The organism is Sulfuricurvum kujiense DSM 16994 (assembly GCF_000183725.1).
Taxonomy (GTDB): domain Bacteria; phylum Campylobacterota; class Campylobacteria; order Campylobacterales; family Sulfurimonadaceae; genus Sulfuricurvum; species Sulfuricurvum kujiense.
The window spans coordinates 2,227,780-2,245,872 of the sequence record NC_014762.1; the positions used below are offsets into that span (position 1 = coordinate 2,227,780).

At 45.1% G+C, this 18,093-nt stretch carries 20 protein-coding genes, 1 tRNA gene and 1 pseudogene; 12 read left to right on the top strand and 10 right to left on the bottom strand.

Annotated elements, in window-relative coordinates; translation table 11 throughout:
* The first annotated feature begins 59 nt into the window (after window positions 1-59).
* The 4 genes from SULKU_RS11085 (at window position 60) to SULKU_RS11100 (ending at window position 3,787) form a co-directional block, all read left to right on the top strand.
* Window positions 60-1,349, top strand: a complete 1,290-nt coding sequence (locus tag SULKU_RS11085) for a Na+/H+ antiporter NhaC family protein (RefSeq protein WP_083801911.1) — start codon at window positions 60-62, stop codon at window positions 1,347-1,349.
* A gap of 76 nt (window positions 1,350-1,425) precedes the next feature.
* Window positions 1,426-1,887 carry a DUF2202 domain-containing protein gene (locus tag SULKU_RS11090; protein ID WP_013461062.1) on the top strand — a complete coding sequence of 154 codons (462 nt, stop codon included), beginning with the start codon at window positions 1,426-1,428 and terminating at the stop codon, window positions 1,885-1,887.
* 84 nt (window positions 1,888-1,971) lie between these two features.
* Window positions 1,972-2,640, top strand: coding sequence for a response regulator transcription factor (locus SULKU_RS11095; RefSeq protein ID WP_013461063.1), 669 nt, complete (start codon window positions 1,972-1,974; stop codon window positions 2,638-2,640).
* Complete coding sequence (locus SULKU_RS11100; protein ID WP_013461064.1) at window positions 2,603-3,787, top strand: sensor histidine kinase; 1,185 nt, start codon at window positions 2,603-2,605, stop codon at window positions 3,785-3,787. Before SULKU_RS11095 ends, SULKU_RS11100 begins: the two co-directional genes overlap by 38 nt.
* A gap of 16 nt (window positions 3,788-3,803) precedes the next feature.
* Here SULKU_RS11100 and SULKU_RS11105 read toward each other — a convergent pair whose 3' ends face one another.
* The 5 genes from SULKU_RS11105 to SULKU_RS11125 all read right to left on the bottom strand — a co-directional run bounded on the left by SULKU_RS11105 (window position 3,804) and on the right by SULKU_RS11125 (window position 6,015).
* Window positions 3,804-4,631 carry a D-alanyl-D-alanine carboxypeptidase family protein gene (locus SULKU_RS11105; RefSeq protein WP_013461065.1) on the bottom strand — a complete coding sequence of 276 codons (828 nt, stop codon included), beginning with the start codon at window positions 4,629-4,631 and terminating at the stop codon, window positions 3,804-3,806.
* 141 nt (window positions 4,632-4,772) lie between these two features.
* Window positions 4,773-5,066, bottom strand: coding sequence for a c-type cytochrome (locus SULKU_RS11110; RefSeq protein WP_013461066.1), 294 nt, complete (start codon window positions 5,064-5,066; stop codon window positions 4,773-4,775).
* Between the two features lie 40 nt (window positions 5,067-5,106).
* Complete coding sequence (locus SULKU_RS11115) at window positions 5,107-5,436, bottom strand: hypothetical protein (protein WP_013461067.1); 330 nt, start codon at window positions 5,434-5,436, stop codon at window positions 5,107-5,109.
* A gap of 88 nt (window positions 5,437-5,524) precedes the next feature.
* Window positions 5,525-5,746: a hypothetical protein gene (locus SULKU_RS11120; protein WP_013461068.1), complete on the bottom strand. Its 222-nt coding sequence runs from the start codon at window positions 5,744-5,746 to the stop codon at window positions 5,525-5,527.
* Window positions 5,743-6,015, bottom strand: a complete 273-nt coding sequence (locus SULKU_RS11125) for a hypothetical protein (RefSeq protein ID WP_013461069.1) — start codon at window positions 6,013-6,015, stop codon at window positions 5,743-5,745. Before SULKU_RS11125 ends, SULKU_RS11120 begins: the two co-directional genes overlap by 4 nt.
* Window positions 6,016-6,172: 157 nt before the next feature.
* Here SULKU_RS11125 and SULKU_RS11130 point away from each other — a divergent pair, with 157 nt between their 5' ends.
* The 6 genes from SULKU_RS11130 to SULKU_RS11155 all read left to right on the top strand — a co-directional run bounded on the left by SULKU_RS11130 (window position 6,173) and on the right by SULKU_RS11155 (window position 10,997).
* Entirely contained in the window at window positions 6,173-7,762 is a 1,590-nt protein-coding gene (locus SULKU_RS11130) for a PAS domain S-box protein (RefSeq protein ID WP_013461070.1), read from the top strand.
* A gap of 98 nt (window positions 7,763-7,860) precedes the next feature.
* Entirely contained in the window at window positions 7,861-8,310 is a 450-nt protein-coding gene (locus SULKU_RS11135) for a MarR family winged helix-turn-helix transcriptional regulator (protein WP_013461071.1), read from the top strand.
* A 48-nt stretch (window positions 8,311-8,358) separates the two neighbouring features.
* Complete coding sequence (locus SULKU_RS11140) at window positions 8,359-9,072, top strand: pirin family protein (RefSeq protein WP_013461072.1); 714 nt, start codon at window positions 8,359-8,361, stop codon at window positions 9,070-9,072.
* A 19-nt stretch (window positions 9,073-9,091) separates the two neighbouring features.
* Complete coding sequence (locus tag SULKU_RS11145; RefSeq protein WP_013461073.1) at window positions 9,092-9,661, top strand: YceI family protein; 570 nt, start codon at window positions 9,092-9,094, stop codon at window positions 9,659-9,661.
* 81 nt (window positions 9,662-9,742) lie between these two features.
* Window positions 9,743-10,495, top strand: coding sequence for a 4,5-DOPA-extradiol-dioxygenase (gene ygiD, locus SULKU_RS11150; protein WP_013461074.1), 753 nt, complete (start codon window positions 9,743-9,745; stop codon window positions 10,493-10,495).
* Window positions 10,496-10,532: 37 nt separating this feature from the next.
* Complete coding sequence (locus tag SULKU_RS11155; RefSeq protein WP_013461075.1) at window positions 10,533-10,997, top strand: DUF2721 domain-containing protein; 465 nt, start codon at window positions 10,533-10,535, stop codon at window positions 10,995-10,997.
* Window positions 10,998-11,044: 47 nt separating this feature from the next.
* On the opposite strand, the gene SULKU_RS15470 is transcribed toward SULKU_RS11155, so the two are convergent.
* Both SULKU_RS15470 and SULKU_RS15475 read right to left on the bottom strand, forming a co-directional pair.
* A complete protein-coding gene (locus SULKU_RS15470) occupies window positions 11,045-11,551 on the bottom strand; it encodes a CZB domain-containing protein (protein WP_425358598.1) in 507 nt (168 codons plus the stop codon).
* Window positions 11,534-12,181, bottom strand: a pseudogene (locus tag SULKU_RS15475) (methyl-accepting chemotaxis protein); the annotation flags it as partial. The gene SULKU_RS15470 and the pseudogene SULKU_RS15475, both read right to left, overlap by 18 nt.
* A gap of 419 nt (window positions 12,182-12,600) precedes the next feature.
* On the opposite strand from SULKU_RS15475, the gene uvrB reads away from it, so the two are divergent.
* Together uvrB and SULKU_RS11170 are read left to right on the top strand one after the other, a co-directional pair.
* Complete coding sequence (gene uvrB, locus SULKU_RS11165; protein ID WP_013461077.1) at window positions 12,601-14,574, top strand: excinuclease ABC subunit UvrB; 1,974 nt, start codon at window positions 12,601-12,603, stop codon at window positions 14,572-14,574.
* Window positions 14,575-14,578: 4 nt separating this feature from the next.
* Window positions 14,579-15,151: a DedA family protein gene (locus tag SULKU_RS11170; protein WP_013461078.1), complete on the top strand. Its 573-nt coding sequence runs from the start codon at window positions 14,579-14,581 to the stop codon at window positions 15,149-15,151.
* Between the two features lie 23 nt (window positions 15,152-15,174).
* Here SULKU_RS11170 and SULKU_RS11175 read toward each other — a convergent pair.
* The 3 genes from SULKU_RS11175 to SULKU_RS11185 all read right to left on the bottom strand — a co-directional run bounded on the left by SULKU_RS11175 (window position 15,175) and on the right by SULKU_RS11185 (window position 18,090).
* Window positions 15,175-15,249, bottom strand: a tRNA-Gln gene (locus SULKU_RS11175).
* A 142-nt stretch (window positions 15,250-15,391) separates the two neighbouring features.
* Window positions 15,392-17,356 carry a penicillin-binding protein 1A gene (locus tag SULKU_RS11180; protein ID WP_013461079.1) on the bottom strand — a complete coding sequence of 655 codons (1,965 nt, stop codon included), beginning with the start codon at window positions 17,354-17,356 and terminating at the stop codon, window positions 15,392-15,394.
* A 35-nt stretch (window positions 17,357-17,391) separates the two neighbouring features.
* Window positions 17,392-18,090 carry an ATP-binding cassette domain-containing protein gene (locus tag SULKU_RS11185; RefSeq protein ID WP_013461080.1) on the bottom strand — a complete coding sequence of 233 codons (699 nt, stop codon included), beginning with the start codon at window positions 18,088-18,090 and terminating at the stop codon, window positions 17,392-17,394.
* Window positions 18,091-18,093 lie beyond the last annotated feature (3 nt).

Here is an 18,093-nt window from a genome sequence, read left to right on the forward strand (position 1 = left end):
CGCCGCTTATCGCTATTCTTCTCGCCCTCTTCAGCCGTTCCGTATTTGTCGCTTTAGCGATGGCCGTTTTGGTCGGCGAATTTATCATTGCCGATTTTAATCCGTTGAATACTTTTATACTGATGGCGGAGCGATTCGGAGGACTGCTAAGCGAGGGGTGGGTACTCAAAACCCTTGCGTTTGCCGTCATGGTCGGTTCAGCCATGGCATTGATAGAGCGAAGCGGCGGCGTGGACGGTCTGGTCCATGAGCTCAGTATCAAACGCTCATGGGTACAAAGCAAACGGGGGGCTCTGATGCCCAGCTTTATCGCAGGGATTGTCGTTTTTATCGAGTCCTCCATCACATCGCTCGTAGCCGGTGCGATCGGACGCCCGTTTTGTGACCGCTACGGTATCAGCCGCGCCAAACTCGCCTTTGTCTGCGATTCCACGTCGGCACCGGTTTGCTCACTCATCCCTCTAAACGGTTGGGGAGCTCTTTTATTGGGACTCATCGGCGGGCAAATCACGGCGGGACTTATTACCGGAGAGAGCGCAACCTGGCTTGTACAATCTGTCGCTTTCAATTTTTACGCCTACATCGCCCTTATCATCACCTTTGTCACCATCTGGTTTGAAATCGATATCGGGCCGATGCGGCACGCTGCCGTTGTTCCTCCCGCCATTGAATGTTCGGATGATGACAGAGGTCACTTCGGGCTTTTTTTATGGCCGATGGTGTGGATGATTACCGGAGTCATCGCATTTATGTTTATGACGGGCGAAGGAGATATTTTCAAAGGTTCCGGCTCAACCTCTATTTTCTATACCCTTATCATCACACTAATCCTAATGTGGGGATATTATCGATTCAAAAATGCTCTCACTACCCGTGAATTTTTATCTACTACCCTTCAGGGTGCGAAAGCAATGGCTCCGATCGCCGCAATTTTGTTATTTGCTTTTGCTATCGGAGGGGTCAGTTCGGATATGGAGGTGGGTAAATACCTCGCATCGTTTATCGGCGACTATCTCCCTTCTTCTTATTTGGCCGGAGCTATTTTTATTTTAGCGGCAATCATTGCATTTGCAACCGGAACGAGTTGGGGAACATTTAGCATTATGCTGCCGATTGCCGTCCCTTTAGCTGTCGGGCTTGACGCGCCGATTGCACTATGTATGGGCGCCGTCATCTCCGGAGGTGTTTTTGGAGACCACTGCTCTCCTATCTCCGATACCACGATTATCTCTGCAATGGCAAGCGGATGTGAAGTAGGAGAACATACAAAAACACAGCTTCCATACGCTCTTATTTCAGCAGGAGCGGCTCTTATTTTATTTATTATGTTCGGATTTCTTTTAGCGTAATTCTCATCTTAACACTCTTGTAACACTGTTTTGTCATAATAAAATGTATTACTATACAGAAAAAGGAGACTTTATTATGAAAATAAAAAACAGTGCTGTTTCTTCTTCACTCACACAAACCGACGTTACCAAATTGCTTTACATGATCGAAGAAGAGAAAATGGCCAGAGACGTGTATGATGCTTTATACGAACAAACCGGTTTAAGTATCTTTGACAAAATATCCGATTCCGAACAAACGCATTATTCTACACTCCTTAAAACGGCTTCAAAATTAGGAGTGGATACCGGCTCTTTATCGACACAAGCGGGAGTATTCACCGACGTTACCGTCCAAAGCCTCTATGACCAACTGATTTTGCAAGGATCACAATCGACATCTAATGCTATCGGAGTCGGTATTTTGATCGAAGAGACCGATATCAGCGATTTGCAAACATCGATCGATGAGACAACCGTATCTTCTCTTGATCAGGTATATTCCAATCTGTTAAATGCCTCTTTAAACCACCTTTGGGCGTTTGACAGCATAGCTTAACATCCGGCCTGAGAACGTCACATAACGTTCTCGCTTCCAAAACACTCTCATTGGTTTCACATCGTTTTCATGCTACAATTTTTCATGATTAAAAGTAAAATTCTCCTTCTTGAAGACGATCCGAACCTATCCGAAAGTGTCAGTGAATACTTAGAAGAACAAGGGTTTGAAGTTGTCTGCGTCTACGATGCCCACACGGCGGAAGACAGCCTCTATGAGCAAAAGTATGATTTGCTCCTCCTGGATGTGAATGTCCCTTCGGGTGACGGTTTTTCACTTCTCAAAGAGAGCCGGAAAAGGGGCAATTCCACCCCCGCTATTTTTATCACATCCCGTAATGCGATGAGTGATGTCGAAGCGGGATTCGAGAGCGGAGGAGACGACTATATCCGAAAACCGTTTGCCCTTAAAGAGCTGCTTCTTCGAATACAGACCATTCTAAAGCGGAATTTTTATCACAACCCCACCGATGTTCTGACACTGGCTGAGGGAATTACCTACGATATCAATAACCAAGTGCTAACCGTTTACGGAGATGTCCAAAATCTCCAGCTAAAAGAGCATAAGCTTCTCAAGCTCTTCATCCAGCATAAAAATGAGCTCCTCTCTCATGAGATGATTATGGAAAATCTATGGGATTACGATGAAATCCCTAGTGACGGAAGTCTGCGCACTTACATCAAAACGCTTCGCAAACTCCTCGGAAAGGACTCCATTGTCAGCCACAAACGCCTCGGGTATCAGTTTCGCTAAATACCGAACCCTCAAAAGCTTTCTGACCCTGTATGGGGTAATGTCGGTGTTAATCCTGGCACTGCTGGGAATTCTCTATTTTCAATACGCCAAATCGCTCATGCTCTCTTCCCATCGTCTTGCGATGCAGTTGGAATCTGAAAGCTACGTCCCCAAGCTCAAAAAATGGCTCGAAGACGACCGAAATCTCTCCTCTTTCCCGAAAGATTTAGCCTATACGACAGCGCTTTACGGATACGATCAGCAGCCGATAGTTTCACGGCTGGATACCGCCGCCATCGATTTTAAAGAGAATATCTATCTCTCAGCTGATCATGTCTATCTGATCATCCCCCTCTCACCGTACGGGATGGGGGAATATTATCTGATATTCGAAACTCAAGATGACGGACTATGGCGACAGCAAGCCCTGAAAATCACCCTTATTTTCGGAGCGGTTTTATTTCTGATGCTCTCAGGTGTCGGTTATCTCCTCTCCCGGCTGATTCTCCGTCCGATGAACGAGGCTATTGCCCTGCTCGATGATTTTATCAAAGATACCACCCATGAGCTCAATACCCCCGTCAGCGCTATTCTCACCAATATCGAATCACTGGAGACGGATGCCCTTTCCCCCTCGGCACAAAAAAAGATAAAACGGATCGAAATCGCTTCACGTACCATTTCAACACTCTATGACGACCTTACCTACCTCATCCTAAACCACGATCTTTCCGTTGAAAATACGACTCTCGATCTTAGCCGCCTTTTGCATGAGAGACTGGAGTATTTCCGCCATCGTATCGAGCAAAAAAAACTTATTTTGGATTTGACGATCAGCCCTGATGTCTCACTCACCATCGATCTTACCAAAGCGACCCGTGTTATCGACAATCTTCTTTCAAACGCGATTAAATACAACCATCACGGCGGTACAATCAAAATCACTCTTCAGCCGCAAATGCTCTGTGTCGAAGATAACGGAATCGGTATTCCCGATGCGATGATCGAGCGGGTGTTTGAGCGCTACATGCGCGCCGATAAAAGTGTCGGAGGGTTCGGAATCGGACTGAATATCGTAGCGATGATTGCCAAAGAATATAACTTGAATATTACGATTGAATCGGAAGAGAAAGTCGGAACAAAGATCTGCGTGACGTGGAGTTAGCCTCCCGTTCACAAGCTTACAAAGAGGCTAAAACATCCTGCGAAGGAACAAATACCTGCTCAAAAATCTCTTTGGCGGTTTTCCAGCGGTTCTCTTTGGAATTGAGCATTACGATCAGACAATCTCTGTCTTCTTTTTTAGCACGGGCGATTAAGCATGGTCCCGCTTTTGAGGTATAGCCCGTTTTGACACCGACCGCGTACTCATATTTGTTTAGAAGCTGATTGTGGGTATTGGCGACAAATTTTCGTGCCGTATTGAGCGAATAATAGGTATGCTGGTTTAAGCGGGTGATATCGTTAAAAACAGGATTTTTGATAGCATATTCCGCCAGTGTCAGAAGATCTTGCGGCGTAGAGTGGTGATTGCCGATATCGAAGCCGCACGGGTTCGTAAAAACGGTATTGACCATCCCTATGGATGCGGCTTTGGCATTCATCATCTTATTGAAATTTTCTATCGATCCTCCGATGGCTATTGCAACCGCCATCGCCGCATCGTTATCCGATTTAATCATGGCCGCATTAATGAGATCACCCAATAAAAAGATTTCCCCCTCTTTGTAGCCCGCTTTGGTAGGCTCCACTTGAAGCATCTCTTTGGAAATAACGACCAGACGGGTTAATTCTCCCTGTTCTATGGCCAAAGTAGCCGTCATAATTTTAGTAAGACTTGCCGGTTTAACCTCGCGAAGTGCCTCTTTTGAATAGAGTATTTCGTTATTTTTGAGATTTTTGACCAATAACGCTTCTACATTCAATTTATCCAGTTTTTCAGAATCGATTTCGGCATGAAGAGAAGTAATGCATAGAAGAAGAAAAAAGAAGATGAGAGATTTGAGCATTCTACCCCTTTGAAATAATGTGATATTATGGCTTAAAAGGGTAAATACCGCCATATGATTTTTAAAATATACCGCATTATTACAAAGAGACGCGCACATCTGAAACGTATGGTTACCCCGTATTGCAACGGGGGCATAAGACTATTTTAGCCCTGCAATGTATTCACCGAGTGCTTTCATATCGCTATCGCTAAGCGATGCCGTTTGTCCTTTCATGATTGACCCCATCCCTTTGGTATTGCGTGTTCCCGCTTTATACCCTTTTAGAGCGTCTACTGTTTTATCTACTTTCCATCCGGCAATCACTTCCGATTTTCCTAAAGCCGCCTTTTCTGCTTTTGCACCGTGACATGCGCTGCATTTTTGATACAAAGCGCCGCCGTCGGCTGCACTCAACATAAGACTTAAGCCTAAAATTGCAAACAATGTTTTCATAATCAACTCCTTTTATATAGTTTTTTACAGTTTTTAACCATTAACCGCAGCTCGGTACATTGCCCGAATCGCTGCCGTACTCTTTAGCAAAATCGCCGACATCCTGCAATTTATCTTTCATCGACGGGTTATTCAAGACACCTGCCGCAACAGGGAAACGTTCTCCGTACTCTTTAATAAACCCTTTTGCATCATCTGCAAAAAGATCTTCCCATTCGGAAACCGTATGTTCTGCGGCAAATTTTGTTCCGTTCATTCCAAACTTGCCCTTTAGCGTTTTAAGATACACTTTTTGGCCCGTTTTGGCATCCGCTTGGGCAACTGCGGCACTAAGCACCGCAACTAATACTAATGAGAGTAACTTGTTCATCTAAAACTCCTTTTAAGAGAGTCTCTTTCGAGATTCCCTTTTGATAAGAGCAGTATAAAAAGTGATTGTGAATCGATTGTGGAGAGAATTAAAGATTTTTGAGGCGGTCAATTAACCCGTTCATTTGTTTTTCTTGTTCGTACAGAGTCAAACTCTTTCGGACATACGCCTGGAGAAGGAGTTTAAGATCATTGTTCCCTTCAAAAGCAAAGTCATGTTTCATCTGCTCCGTCAGAAAATGGGCAAAATCTTCCTCGACATCAATGTCGTATCGTTTGGCATTGATGGTAAGGGATACTTTGGTCTTCATCCAAGCAAGCTTTCGATTTTTGAAACGATTGCTTCGATTTCGGCATCTTTGGCAGCAAGCTCTTCAGCGTACATTTTAATCTCTTCGTCTTTCGAAGCTAGTGCCCCGTGCAGACGCTGTATTTCTGCGTCTTTATTTTGTTCATTATCATGTCGGGAAGCATTTTCAGCCCGCAATGTTTCAATTTCTGCCGTCAGCGCCGCTTGTTTTTCGATCAAATCGGTAACGAGTGTAGTCAGTTTTTCCAACGGGGTAGGATTAAATAGCATAATTAGCCTTAGGTATATAGAGTCTTTAAGAAGAATTTTAACACAAATTTTTGTTGGCTTTCTCTTTTGCTGATATTTCAATGTATAATCTATCATTTTCTTAATTTTAGCCCTACGGCAGATATCTGTTTACTTTACAAATCGGAGAGGAGCGCTCATGGAGCATACAGATTCAAAGAGCTCACTGGAGCGGATAGCCGCTTTGGAAAAGCAACTTTCCGAATATCAGCAAATTGAACGCCAATTACGTGAAAGCGAAGAAAAGTACCGACAATTATTTGACAGCTCCCGTGATGCTCTAATGACGATCACATCTCCGTCATGGAAATATACAGAGGCTAATAAAGCTGCTTTGGAATTATTCGGGGTAGCCAATATACAGGAATTCACGACACTCGGACCGTGGAATGTTTCGCCGCTACAGCAACCGGACGGACGTTCTTCCGTAGAAAAAGCTCAAGAGATGATCGCGACAGCGATCCAAGAAGGTTCCAATGCATTTGAATGGGAACATCAGCGCATGGACGGTCAAACCTTTGCCTCTGATGTACTCCTTACACGTTTGGAACTGGATGGACAAATACTGGTACAAGCCACCGTACGCGATATATCCGAACGCAAAATTGCAGAACAATCGCTGCGTGAAAGCGAAGAAAAATTTCACAGTATAACCGTATCCGCACAAGATGCAATTCTAATGATGAATGACGAAGGAAATATTTCCTATTGGAACGAAGCCGCTGAAAGAATGTTCGGTTATTCAGAGAGTGAAATAATGGGATGGCCGCTACATGAGATGCTCGCACCCGAACGCTTTTTAGAAGCCCATCACAAAGCATTCGGTCATTTCAAAAAAACAGGTGAAGGGGCAGCTGTCGGAAAAACACTTGAACTGGTCGCTTTAAAAAAAGACAACACGGAATTTCCGATAGAACTCTCACTCTCCGCCGTTATGAGTAACGGTCATTGGAATGCGATAGGGATCATCCGCGATATCACCGAACGCAAAAAGATGGAGCTCGAACTCAAACAAAAAGAGGAGATGATGATCGCTCAGTCAAAGCAGGCGGCTATGGGAGACATGATCGCGATGATCGCCCATCAATGGCGACAACCTCTGGCTATCATGGGGATGGAAATTAATAATCTTATCATGTCAATCGGCTTCGATGACGAGATAACTAACGATTATCTTTTAAAGCTCTCCGAATCTCTAAACAAACAACTCCATCAACTCTCCGAAACTATCGATAATTTTAGAAACTTCTTCATGCCAACCCAATCCAGAGTACAAATAACAATGGAAGAAGTTTTAGAGAACACACTTAACATCATCGGTGCAAGTTGTGAAAACAGCAACATTAAACTCAATGTCCAAAACTCCTCCAAAAGCTCTTTATTTATCACTAAAAGTTCATTAATACAGGTTTTACTCAATATTGTGGGAAACGCAAAAGACATGCTTTTAGCGAACCAAATAAAAAACGCTGCTATCACGGTAACGGTTAGCGAAACAGACGAAACCATTAGCATCTCCGTCTGCGACAATGCCGGAGGAATCCCCGAGTCGATTTGCGATAAAATCGGGCAACCCTATTTTACAACCAAAAAAGATCTTAACGGCACAGGTTTAGGGGTGTATATCTCACGAATCATTATCGAAAAACATCTCTTTGGAACCCTTCGATGGTATAACAAAGAAGGTGGAGCCTGCTTTGAGATCACCCTTAAAATAAACCCTGACTAGAAAGAGATGTACCCATAGAGTTGAGAATAATAAAAGACTCTTGACATTTATTACTAATTAGTAGTATTATTGTCGTATCTGTTTTGAGGAGGTCTATTATGAAACGTGTAAAAAGTTACGGAAAACATGCTGACATTGTCTTACGTGCCCATATTGAGCTCTCACGATCACTTACAAAAATCAGAGCGAAAGAGACCGTCTGGCTGGCGAATCATGATCTAACCTTGCCGCAGTTCGGGATTTTGGAATCCCTGTATCATTTAGGAAGACTCACCGTCGGTCAGATTACGACGTTGACATTAAGCACGCCGGGCAATATCACGGTCGTCATCAAAAATCTTCAATCCAAAGGGCTGATCCAAACGATCCCCTCACCCGAAGACCGACGCATCAAAATCCTTGCAATAACCGATGAGGGGAGCGAGATTATGAAAGCGATATTTCAAACCCATGTCGATAACCTGACGGGTTGGTACGATAAAGCCCTGAACGAAGAAGAGGTTCAGACTCTTTCGCATTTGCTGCGAAAATTAGAAAAAGCGCAATAAAAAATTTATCTAAATAGTACTAATTAGTACTTTAACAAGGAGAATACGATGTCACTGATACTTCACCGCTCAGCAAAGCGCGGCAGCGCCGAACACGGCTGGCTCCACAGCCGTTTTAGTTTTTCATTCGCCGAATACCACAATCCTGCACGGATGGGATTCGGAGCGCTGCGTGTTATCAACGATGATCTCATCGAAGCGGGAAGCGGGTTTGGAATGCACCCGCATAAAAATATGGAGATCGTCTCCATTGTTACGAAAGGTTCATTGGTACACAAAGACTCAGAGGGGAATCACGGCACCATCCATGCGGGAGAAATTCAATACATGAGTGCCGGAAGCGGCGTTTTTCACTCCGAACATGCAGCCGATGAGTCGGATACCTCCATTTTTCAAATTTGGATCCACCCCGCTCAAAACGGAGGAACTCCCCGATACGAACAGCGCAGCTTTATCCACCACGATAAAACCGACAAATGGGTCACCCTTATCAGCGGTGACGGACGTGATGATTCGATAACTATTAAACAAGATGCCGCTGTTTATTCGGCCGAAGTGACGATCGGCAAAACGATATCGATTCCACCCGTCCGAACGGGTCACGGTCGATTGATTTTTATTGTCGAAGGAAAAGTAGACATAGCAGATCATACCCTTGAAGCAAGAGATGAACTGCAAATCACTGATGAGGAGGAATACACTCTATTAGCACTTACAGAGTCTACGGTCTTGTTATTTGACGTGCCGATGCACCAAAACTAAATACATAAAAGGAAATACAATGAAAAAATTCTCTACTCTTTTAGCCCTATGTTTACTAGGGTCTGTATCCGTGTTTGCAGGAAACTATAACGTGGATACTACCCATTCAAATGTCGGATTCAAAGTCAAACATATGATGATTTCCGAAGTATCGGGCAAATTTGATACCTTCAACGGGTCATTCGAATACGATGAGAAAACCAAAACACTCAAGTCGTTAAACGGAAAAATCGATGTCAACTCCATCAATACCGCCAATACAAAAAGAGACGATCATCTCAAAGCGCCCGATTTGTTCGATGTCCAAAAATATCCGTCGATTACATTTTCTTTGGATAAAGTCAAAGGGGACAAAGCGTATGGAAAACTGACCATGCACGGGGTAACGAAAAATGTCATACTGGCTCTTGAGAATAACGGTGTCGTCAAAGACCCATGGGGCAATACCCGTGTCGGTTTGGGACTGAGCGGTCAACTTAACCGCAAAGATTACGGCATTACATGGAATACAGCCCTCGAAGCGGGTGGTGTTGCCGTGGGAGATGTAATCAAATTGGATGTTCAACTCGAAGGAATATTGACTCAATAGCCGCCGAATATGAACCGCCGTCAATTTTTAGCACTTCTGGCAGCTTTGGCTGCCGATGCATCCCCAAAAAGGAACCTTATCATGCGTCAAAGCGCCATTTTTATCAGTCACGGCTCACCGATGAATGTCATCGATGACAACCCTTATACCCGCAGCCTCAAACAGCTCGGCAAAACGTTGTCCAAACCCAAAGCCATTCTCATCATCTCGGCGCATTGGGCTACAAACGAATCGGTGGTGTCGGTTGTGGATAAACCAGAGACGATACATGATTTTTACGGCTTTCCCGATTCTCTTTATTTGGTACGCTATGATGCACCCGGAGAAATGTCCGCCAGCATGCTTTTAGCCCATTTGACCCATGCGCGGATTGACCGCCGTCACGGTCTTGATCACGGAGCATGGTCTGTTTTGGTCCATCTCTTTCCCGACCATGATGTCCCCGTCTTTCAACTCTCGATCGATTTGAGCAAACCCGCATCATGGCATTATGCGTTAGGGAAAACTCTCTCACAGCTCCGAGATCAGGGGGTCATGATTATCGGCAGCGGCAATGTGACCCATAATCTCAGCGATATTGAGCCAGAACGCGATGCTCCGGTCGTACCATGGGCGAAAGAGTTTGACACCGCTTTTGCGGATGCGCTTATAGACCATCATGAGAAAATTATTAATTATGATCTCCCCCACTTTAACCATGCTCATCCGACACTGGAGCATTACCTTCCGATTCTCCCTATCTTGGGATCACAAAAAGAGGATGAAGCGATAACAACGATCTATGAGGGGTTTCAACACGCTACCCTCTCAATGAGATGTTTTCAAATCGGATAATCGCTATAATATTCGAAAATAGCCACGAAGGTATGTCATGTTGCTTAACGATCTTGTCGGTACGTTGCAATTGTCTATCAGCCCCGTCATTCTCATTTCGGGAATCGGTTTGGTCCTTTTAAGCCTGACCAACCGTTTCGGACGTACCGTCGACAGAACCCGCCAGCTTTCGGTAGAGTACCGAAGCGCTTCGGAAGCAGATCAGGAACGGATTTTATCGGAACTGAAAATACTCTCCGTAAGGGCAAAGGTCATACGAAGCAGCAATTTTTTGGCCGTACTTAGCATTTTGTTCGTTTCAATCCTGATTATAGGATTGTTCGGATCCGCTTTGTGTCATCTGAATATCACTCATTTTCTCGTGATCATGTTTATACTCAGTGTGATCAGCCTGATAGTATCGCTTTTGTTATTCATCTACGATCTCGAGCTCTCTCTTAAAGCTCTTTGGATTGAGCTTCCGAAAGCAATAGCCCGATCCGGCAGTGACAAAAGCCAATAAGTTTTGAGCCTTGAAAAGAGATTGATTGAGCTAATAGACGATAAATGCTATTGCTTTTCCTTTATCATTTCATCAAGAATTCGGAATACATCGGTACTGGCACTTTCAATCGCATCTATTGATTTTTTTATTTCCTCTCTGGAACATGTCACATTGTTACCGGAGCATTTTTTGGCCAATTCATTTGCTTCACGGTGGACAATACTGTGCGGCCGTTCAAGATTTTTATAGGCATTGGTCTTACCGTATACTTCCAATCCAAGAGTTTTATACCATTTGCCCAAACGGCATGCGGTATGATCCATTTCTCTAAATTCGGATTTTTCACCGAATATGAGCGTATAAACGTTGTTTTTATAGATAACATGATCAACTTTTGCCAAACTGCCAAAGGCGAAATCAGCAAGTATGCTGGTCTCTTTTTCAGCATCAATCGCATTATTTTTAAACATGATAATATCATTGTTGATAGATACGATAAGGTTTTTAGTTTTTAATGCAAGATTATTTATCTCTTCAGTACTGTTTTGAATATCGGTGGTCTCTTGCTGCATAGTCTGAACGACGATTTCAATCTCTTTGGTCGCTTTTTGCGTCCTCTCGGCAAGCTTTCTGACCTCATCCGCAACAACTGCGAATCCGCGGCCATGTTCACCTGCACGTGCCGCTTCAATAGCGGCATTTAATGCCAATAGATTAGTTTGATCTGCTATATCTTTGATTAGGGCAATAATGCTCGAAATCTCTCCGCTTCGTTGTGCGAGCTGGATTGTTGATTGTACAGCCTCACCCAAAAACAATGAAAGTTGATCGGTCTGAACCATGGCTTCTGTGGCTAGTTCGCTTGCTTCATTAGAATCATGGGTCATTTGAATGGCATCTTTTGACATGATGCGTAAATGTTCTACCATAGAAGTAAATACATCTTGATTATTTTTGAGTGCCTGATGGATTGACGCATGATGAGTTTCTAGCAAGCTTTGGTCATGTCGGACATCGCTTTTTTTGAACCGATAAACTGTTGCATCCTTGATAGATTGGTATTTTACTTCGGCCTCGCATTCGCCCACTTTGATGCTTGAACGATTTTTTTTCAACTCGGAAATTATTGTTTCTTGATGGGAAAGCGTTTCAAAAGCGGTATTAGATGCAATCACTTGACCGTACAAATCTATTGCTACCATGTATTCATCATAGGAAAATGAAGAAATGGCTTCAAGTTGGCTATTTTTTTTTTCAACTATTAAAAATTTAGATTCAAGTGCTTGTTTCTCCTCTAATAGGCGTTCTTATTGCTGCTTTGTTAAACATACTCGATTTTCCTTAAGATCATTATCTATTATTCGTCAAAATAGTACAGAAAGTATGTTGCAAATATGTCGCAAATTAATATATTTTATAATTTATTATAAACTTATTTAATATACATCACAATATTTTTTATCTCAAATTCTAGGAAGAAACCGTAATCTTGCTTCATTTTCAACAGTCAATTCCAAACGTACTCAGCAGCGTATAGGCAAATATTTGCACCCTAGCCTCATTTCATAAGTGCAAACAACAATTCCGCTATAATTTCATAATTTATTCTTAGGGTGTTTCATTGCCGATTTTTAAAGTCCATTCTCCCTATCAGCCCGCCGGTGATCAGCCCGTCGCCATCGAAGCACTCAGCAGCGGCATAAAACGTGGCGAACGCTACGTCGCCTTGGAAGGGGTCACCGGTTCGGGGAAAACGATGACGATGGCGCGGGTAATCGAGCAGGTTCAGCTCCCGACGATCATCATGACCCATAACAAGACATTGGCGGCGCAGCTCTACAGCGAATTTCGCTCTTTCTTTCCCGAAAACCACGTCGAGTATTTCATCAGCTACTACGACTATTATCAGCCTGAAGCCTATATCCCCCGCCAGGATTTGTTCATCGAAAAAGACAGTTCCATCAACGACGAACTGGAGCGTTTACGCCTCTCGGCTACCGCCAATCTCCTCAGTTATGACGATGTTATCGTCGTAGCTTCCGTCTCCGCGAACTACGGGTTGGGGGATCCTGAAGAGTATGAGAAAATGGTGCAGGTTGTCACCATAGGCGATGAGATCAGTCAGAAGAAACTCCTCCTCCGCCTTGTTGAGATGGGATATGCCCGCAACGACAGCTATTTCGACGGCGGGCACTTTCGGGTCAACGGCGAAGTCGTCGATATCTATCCCCCCTACTGGCAGGATCAGGCATTACGGATCGAGTTTTTCGGCGATGAGGTTGAACGTCTCGCCCTTTTCGAGCCTCTCAACAACTCCGTCGTCGAAACCATCGAAACGATCACGATCTACGCCACCAGTCAGTTTGCCGTCGGGCAGGAGAAACTCTCCCGCGCGATCAAACGGATCGAAGATGAGCTGGGAGAACGTCTGGCACAGCTCGATAAAGAGGGGAAAATCGTCGAAGCGCAGCGGCTCAAACAACGGTGTGAATTCGATCTGGAGATGCTTCAGGCAACGGGGATGTGCAAAGGGATCGAAAACTACTCCCGCCATCTCACCGACAAAAAACCGGGCGAAGCGCCCTATACGCTGCTCGATTATTTCGCCCTTCATCACGACAAATATCTGATCATCGTCGATGAAAGCCATGTGAGCTTGCCGCAGTTTCGGGGAATGTTTGCCGGGGATCGAAGCCGTAAAGAGGTTCTCGTCGACTACGGTTTCCGCCTCCCGAGTGCCCTGGATAACCGCCCGCTGATGATCGATGAGTTCATGAATAAAGCGCCCCACTATATGTTCGTCTCCGCTACCCCTGCCGCGCAGGAGATCGATATCAGCACCACCATCGCCCATCAGATTATCCGCCCTACCGGATTGCTCGATCCGATCATCACGATCAAGCCGAGCGAAAATCAGGTCGAAGACCTGCATGACGAGATTAAAAAGACGGTAGCCCTCGGCGATCGTGTCCTCGTCACCGTATTGACCAAAAAAATGGCCGAAGCGCTCACGAAATACCTCGCCGATTTGGGGATCAAAGTGCAATACATGCATTCCGAAATCGATGCAATCGAACGCAACCAGATCATTCGCGGACTCCGTGTCGGGGATTTCGACGTCCTCATCGGGATCAATCTTCTGCGGGAAGGATTGGATCTCCCCGAAGTGAGTCTTGTCGCTATTTTGGATGCGGATAAAGAGGGGTTTTTGCGCTCAGAGACCTCACTCATCCAAACCATCGGGCGTGCCGCACGTAACGAACACGGACGCGTTATCCTTTATGCCCAAAAAATAACCGGCTCGATGGAGCGGGCAATCAAAACTACGACCGATCGGCGCGCAGTACAAGAGGCCTACAACCAAAAGCACGGTATTACTCCAATCACCACCAAACGCTCACTCGATGAGAATCTCAAACTGGAAGACCCTTCAGAGCTGTATAACCGCTCCAAAAAGGCGAAAACCCTCCCTGCGGCAGAACGTAAAAAACTGATCGAAGAACTCAATATTAAGATGAGAGAAGCGGCGAAAAAACTCGAATTCGAAGAAGCGGCGCGCTTGCGCGATGAAATAGCTAAAATAAGGAAATTGTAACCTCATGCAAGACATGCTCAATAATTTATCGACCTATGGATATATCGTTTTATTCCTCTACTCTTTGGGTGGCGGCTTTGTTGCCCTGTTGGGTGCGGGTGTTCTCAGTTTTATGGGTAAAATGGACCTATCCATCTCTATCGCCGTCGCTTTTGCCGCCAACTTTCTCGGCGATACGCTGATGTTCTATTTTTCACGCTACCACAAGCGTGAAATGATGGAATACTTCAAAAAGCACCGCCGCAAACTCGCTTTTTCGCATCTTCTGCTCAAACGCAACGGCTCATGGATCATTGTCGTTAAAAAATTCATCTACGGCCTTAAAACACTCGTTACCCTAGCTATCGGCCTAACCAAATACGATTTTTGGAAATTCAGCGCCTATAACGCACTCGGCGCTCTCATCTGGGCTGTTGTCGTCGGTGGAGGGAGCTATGTTTTCGGCGGTGCACTGATCAAGGCGTACGATATGATCGTCGACAAACCCTATCTGGCTCCCGTTACACTGATCGTTATCGGAGGACTTACATGGTTCTATCTCTCGGCCGCGACAAAAGATAAAAAAAATAAAAAGTGAAGATCGATTGAAGCAATGAAGGGTGGATGGGGAAGAGGGATTCGAACCCCCGAATGACTGGACCAAAACCAGTTGCCTTACCGCTTGGCGATACCCCAATGTGAAGTGGGATTTTAGATAAAAACCCCTTAAAAAAAATTAAAATCTTCTGTATTCATACAGAAAGCTTTAGGGGGTCGGCAGGGACAATCTTGTCCTTGCCGCTTGATGAACTTTGTTCATTAAGTGCGTAAGATCAAATTAGAAAACCAACTTTTCGTCGGTTTTCGGTGCTTCTTCCTGAGTCGCATCCGGTACTGCCGAGGTATCGGTGTACGATTCGCTATTGTTTCCGTCATTTCCCGATCCGACATAAACCCCGGCAGGTACATCAAAATAGCGTTTGGTATTCGGATAAATCCGCAGCATATCTTCGTAATAATAACGGAATACTGGAGCCGCGGCACGTCCGCCCGTCTCGCTTCGGCGCATCGGCGTATTATTATCGTGCCCGAACCAGACGATCGTCTCTACCGTCGGAGAATACCCGGCAAACCATGCATCGACATTATCGTTCGTCGTCCCCGTTTTTCCGGCGATTTCAATCCCTGCTACACGTGCATTCGTCCCGGTTCCGTGAGAAACAACGTCTTTTAGTATCGACGTCATCAGATAGATCTGCTGCGGCGTATCAACCTGGCGGCTTTTGTTTTGGTATTTGATATTTTCACCTGTCGGAGTGATCACTTCACGGATCAGCATCGGATTGGTCATCGCTCCGCCGCTGGCGAACATCGTATAATATTTAGCCAAATCCATCGGAGAAATCGAGATGGTTCCCAGCGCAATCGATAGGTCAGGCGGGAGGTTTTCGGTAATACCGAAGCGTCTTAGTCCCTCGGTAATTTTTCCGAATCCCATATCGCTGACCATATTAATCGTTGCAAGGTTACGTGAATGGGTCAGCGCATCTCGGATCGTAACCATCCCTTTGTACTCATTTTTGTAGTTTTTCGGCTGCCATGTTTTCTCTTCGCCATCGTTACCCGCATAGGTATAGGTACGGGCGATATCGGGAACGAGGGATGAGGGGGACATACCGCTGTCCAGTGCTACTTGATACAAAAACGGCTTAAATGCCGATCCCGGCTGGCGCTTTGCCTGAGTTACGCGGTTGTACGGGCTAAGGGAGTAATCATATCCCCCGACCATCGCCAAAACCTCTCCGGTATGGGGATTTAGACTGATAAGGGCACCGTTGAGCTGGCGCTGCATATTTTCATCCAGATCACCCGCTTCCTGCGCCCTTTTTAAGATCTCATCACGCCCTGATTGAAGCGCTTTATATCCCGCTTCCTGAAGCCGCATATCGATTGTGGTATAGATTTTGTAGCCGCCGCTGCGGATATCGGGAAACGCATCACCGAGCTGACGCATAACCTCATCGATAATGTAGGGGCCGGAATTTTTACTGAGCGTATCGTTATAGACTTTCGGGCGTTCCTGCGTCGCTTTTTCATACGTTGCCTGATCAATCCATCCCAGGTCAAACATACGTCCGATAACGCGGTTCGCACGCCCTAAGGAGAGTTCATAGTTCTTTGTCGGAGAGTAAAAATTCGGCGCTTTCGGCAATCCGACCAGCATCGCCATCTCTTTAAGGCTCAACTCTTTTAGTGGTTTGCGAAAATAGCCGTCAGCCGCCGTTTTAATCCCGTAATAGCCGTGCCCCAGATAAATCTCGTTGAAATAGCGTTCTAAAATCTGTTCTTTCGTCAACTCCTGCTCAATCCGGATCGAATACAAAACCTCTTTAAATTTACGGGAGAATTTTTTCTCACGGGTCAACAGGGTGTTTTTTACCAGCTGCTGGGTAATCGTACTCGCCCCCTCTTTGAGCTTACCGGCACTGACGTCTTTGATGATCGCCCGCATTACCGCATCGGGATTGACTCCGCTGTGTTCAAAAAAAGTCGTATCTTCAATCGCCAACAATGCTTCAATCAATCTCGGAGGGATATTCTCATACGAAACGTAGTAGCGGTGTTCGTCACTGAACAGATTGGCAATCTTGTTCCCGTTGCGATCATAGACTTCTGTCGTCAAACGGGGCTGATATTTGATCAATTTTTGTGTTTCATATTCAAATGAATAGATGAGATACCCCAAAAATGCAACCGGAATCAAAATAGCGATCCCCACTGTTATGAGCAGATATTTTCTCATTTTCTTCCGTAGCGGTACTTCTTCATAAGGGTTGATCAATTTCTAAATCCTCTGGTTTTAAATTCGGCGTCAATTAACGCTTGAGTATATGGCTCTTTCGGAGCGCGGATTACCTCTTCGATAATCCCCCGTTCAATCATTCGCCCTTTATAAATGACGCAAATATCTTCACATAAAGCCGATGCCGAACTCATATCGTGCGTCACAAACAGCATTGAAAAATTCATTTTTCCCTGTAATGTTTTTAACAATTCTATCATGCTCTCTTTTGACGCAGGGTCAAGTGCCGTCGTCGGCTCATCCAACAACAAAAGCTTCGGTCGCGACCCCAAAGCGATAGCAACTACGACCCGCTGCAGCTGCCCTCCTGAAAGTTCGGGCGGAAACCGCTCAAGTAACTCCTCATCCAGTCCCAAAAGGGAAAACAGCTCAAGGCTCTCTTCCTTTGGTATGAACATCTGATCTTTGATCCGTGTCAGCGGAGACAAGGCGGTAAACGGGTTTTGGGGAACAAGTGAGAGTGTTACCCCTCTCTTCCATTCAAAACCGCACCGCTTCTCGATATGGACTCCCAATGACGGATCTAAAAGCCCCAACAGAGCTTTAAGCGTCAGCGATTTTCCGCTTCCGCTTTGTCCGACCAGAGCCAATGAACGCCGAATATCAAACGAAATATCAACCAGCACTTCCTCTTTATGAGTGATTTTGAGCCGATCGATGTGGATGGTATTCATCGC

Bases quoted from the DNA above. Each gene is read 5' to 3' on its own strand.
- SULKU_RS11085 (WP_083801911.1), top strand. From the start codon at position 60: ATGGCCGTTTTGGTCGGCGAATTTATCATTGCCGATTTTAATCCGTTG.
- SULKU_RS11090 (WP_013461062.1), top strand. From the start codon at position 1,426: ATGAAAATAAAAAACAGTGCTGTTTCTTCTTCACTCACACAAACCGAC.
- SULKU_RS11095 (WP_013461063.1), top strand. From the start codon at position 1,972: ATGATTAAAAGTAAAATTCTCCTTCTTGAAGACGATCCGAACCTATCC.
- SULKU_RS11105 (WP_013461065.1), bottom strand. From the start codon at position 4,631: ATGCTCAAATCTCTCATCTTCTTTTTTCTTCTTCTATGCATTACTTCT.
- SULKU_RS11110 (WP_013461066.1), bottom strand. From the start codon at position 5,066: ATGAAAACATTGTTTGCAATTTTAGGCTTAAGTCTTATGTTGAGTGCA.
- SULKU_RS11115 (WP_013461067.1), bottom strand. From the start codon at position 5,436: ATGAACAAGTTACTCTCATTAGTATTAGTTGCGGTGCTTAGTGCCGCA.
- SULKU_RS11120 (WP_013461068.1), bottom strand. From the start codon at position 5,746: ATGAAGACCAAAGTATCCCTTACCATCAATGCCAAACGATACGACATT.
- SULKU_RS11125 (WP_013461069.1), bottom strand. From the start codon at position 6,015: ATGCTATTTAATCCTACCCCGTTGGAAAAACTGACTACACTCGTTACC.
- SULKU_RS11130 (WP_013461070.1), top strand. From the start codon at position 6,173: ATGGAGCATACAGATTCAAAGAGCTCACTGGAGCGGATAGCCGCTTTG.
- SULKU_RS11135 (WP_013461071.1), top strand. From the start codon at position 7,861: ATGAAACGTGTAAAAAGTTACGGAAAACATGCTGACATTGTCTTACGT.
- SULKU_RS11140 (WP_013461072.1), top strand. From the start codon at position 8,359: ATGTCACTGATACTTCACCGCTCAGCAAAGCGCGGCAGCGCCGAACAC.
- SULKU_RS11145 (WP_013461073.1), top strand. From the start codon at position 9,092: ATGAAAAAATTCTCTACTCTTTTAGCCCTATGTTTACTAGGGTCTGTA.
- ygiD (WP_013461074.1), top strand. From the start codon at position 9,743: ATGCGTCAAAGCGCCATTTTTATCAGTCACGGCTCACCGATGAATGTC.
- SULKU_RS11155 (WP_013461075.1), top strand. From the start codon at position 10,533: ATGTTGCTTAACGATCTTGTCGGTACGTTGCAATTGTCTATCAGCCCC.
- SULKU_RS15470 (WP_425358598.1), bottom strand. From the start codon at position 11,551: ATGCAGCAAGAGACCACCGATATTCAAAACAGTACTGAAGAGATAAAT.
- SULKU_RS11170 (WP_013461078.1), top strand. From the start codon at position 14,579: ATGCAAGACATGCTCAATAATTTATCGACCTATGGATATATCGTTTTA.
- SULKU_RS11180 (WP_013461079.1), bottom strand. From the start codon at position 17,356: ATGAGAAAATATCTGCTCATAACAGTGGGGATCGCTATTTTGATTCCG.
- SULKU_RS11185 (WP_013461080.1), bottom strand. From the start codon at position 18,090: ATGAATACCATCCACATCGATCGGCTCAAAATCACTCATAAAGAGGAA.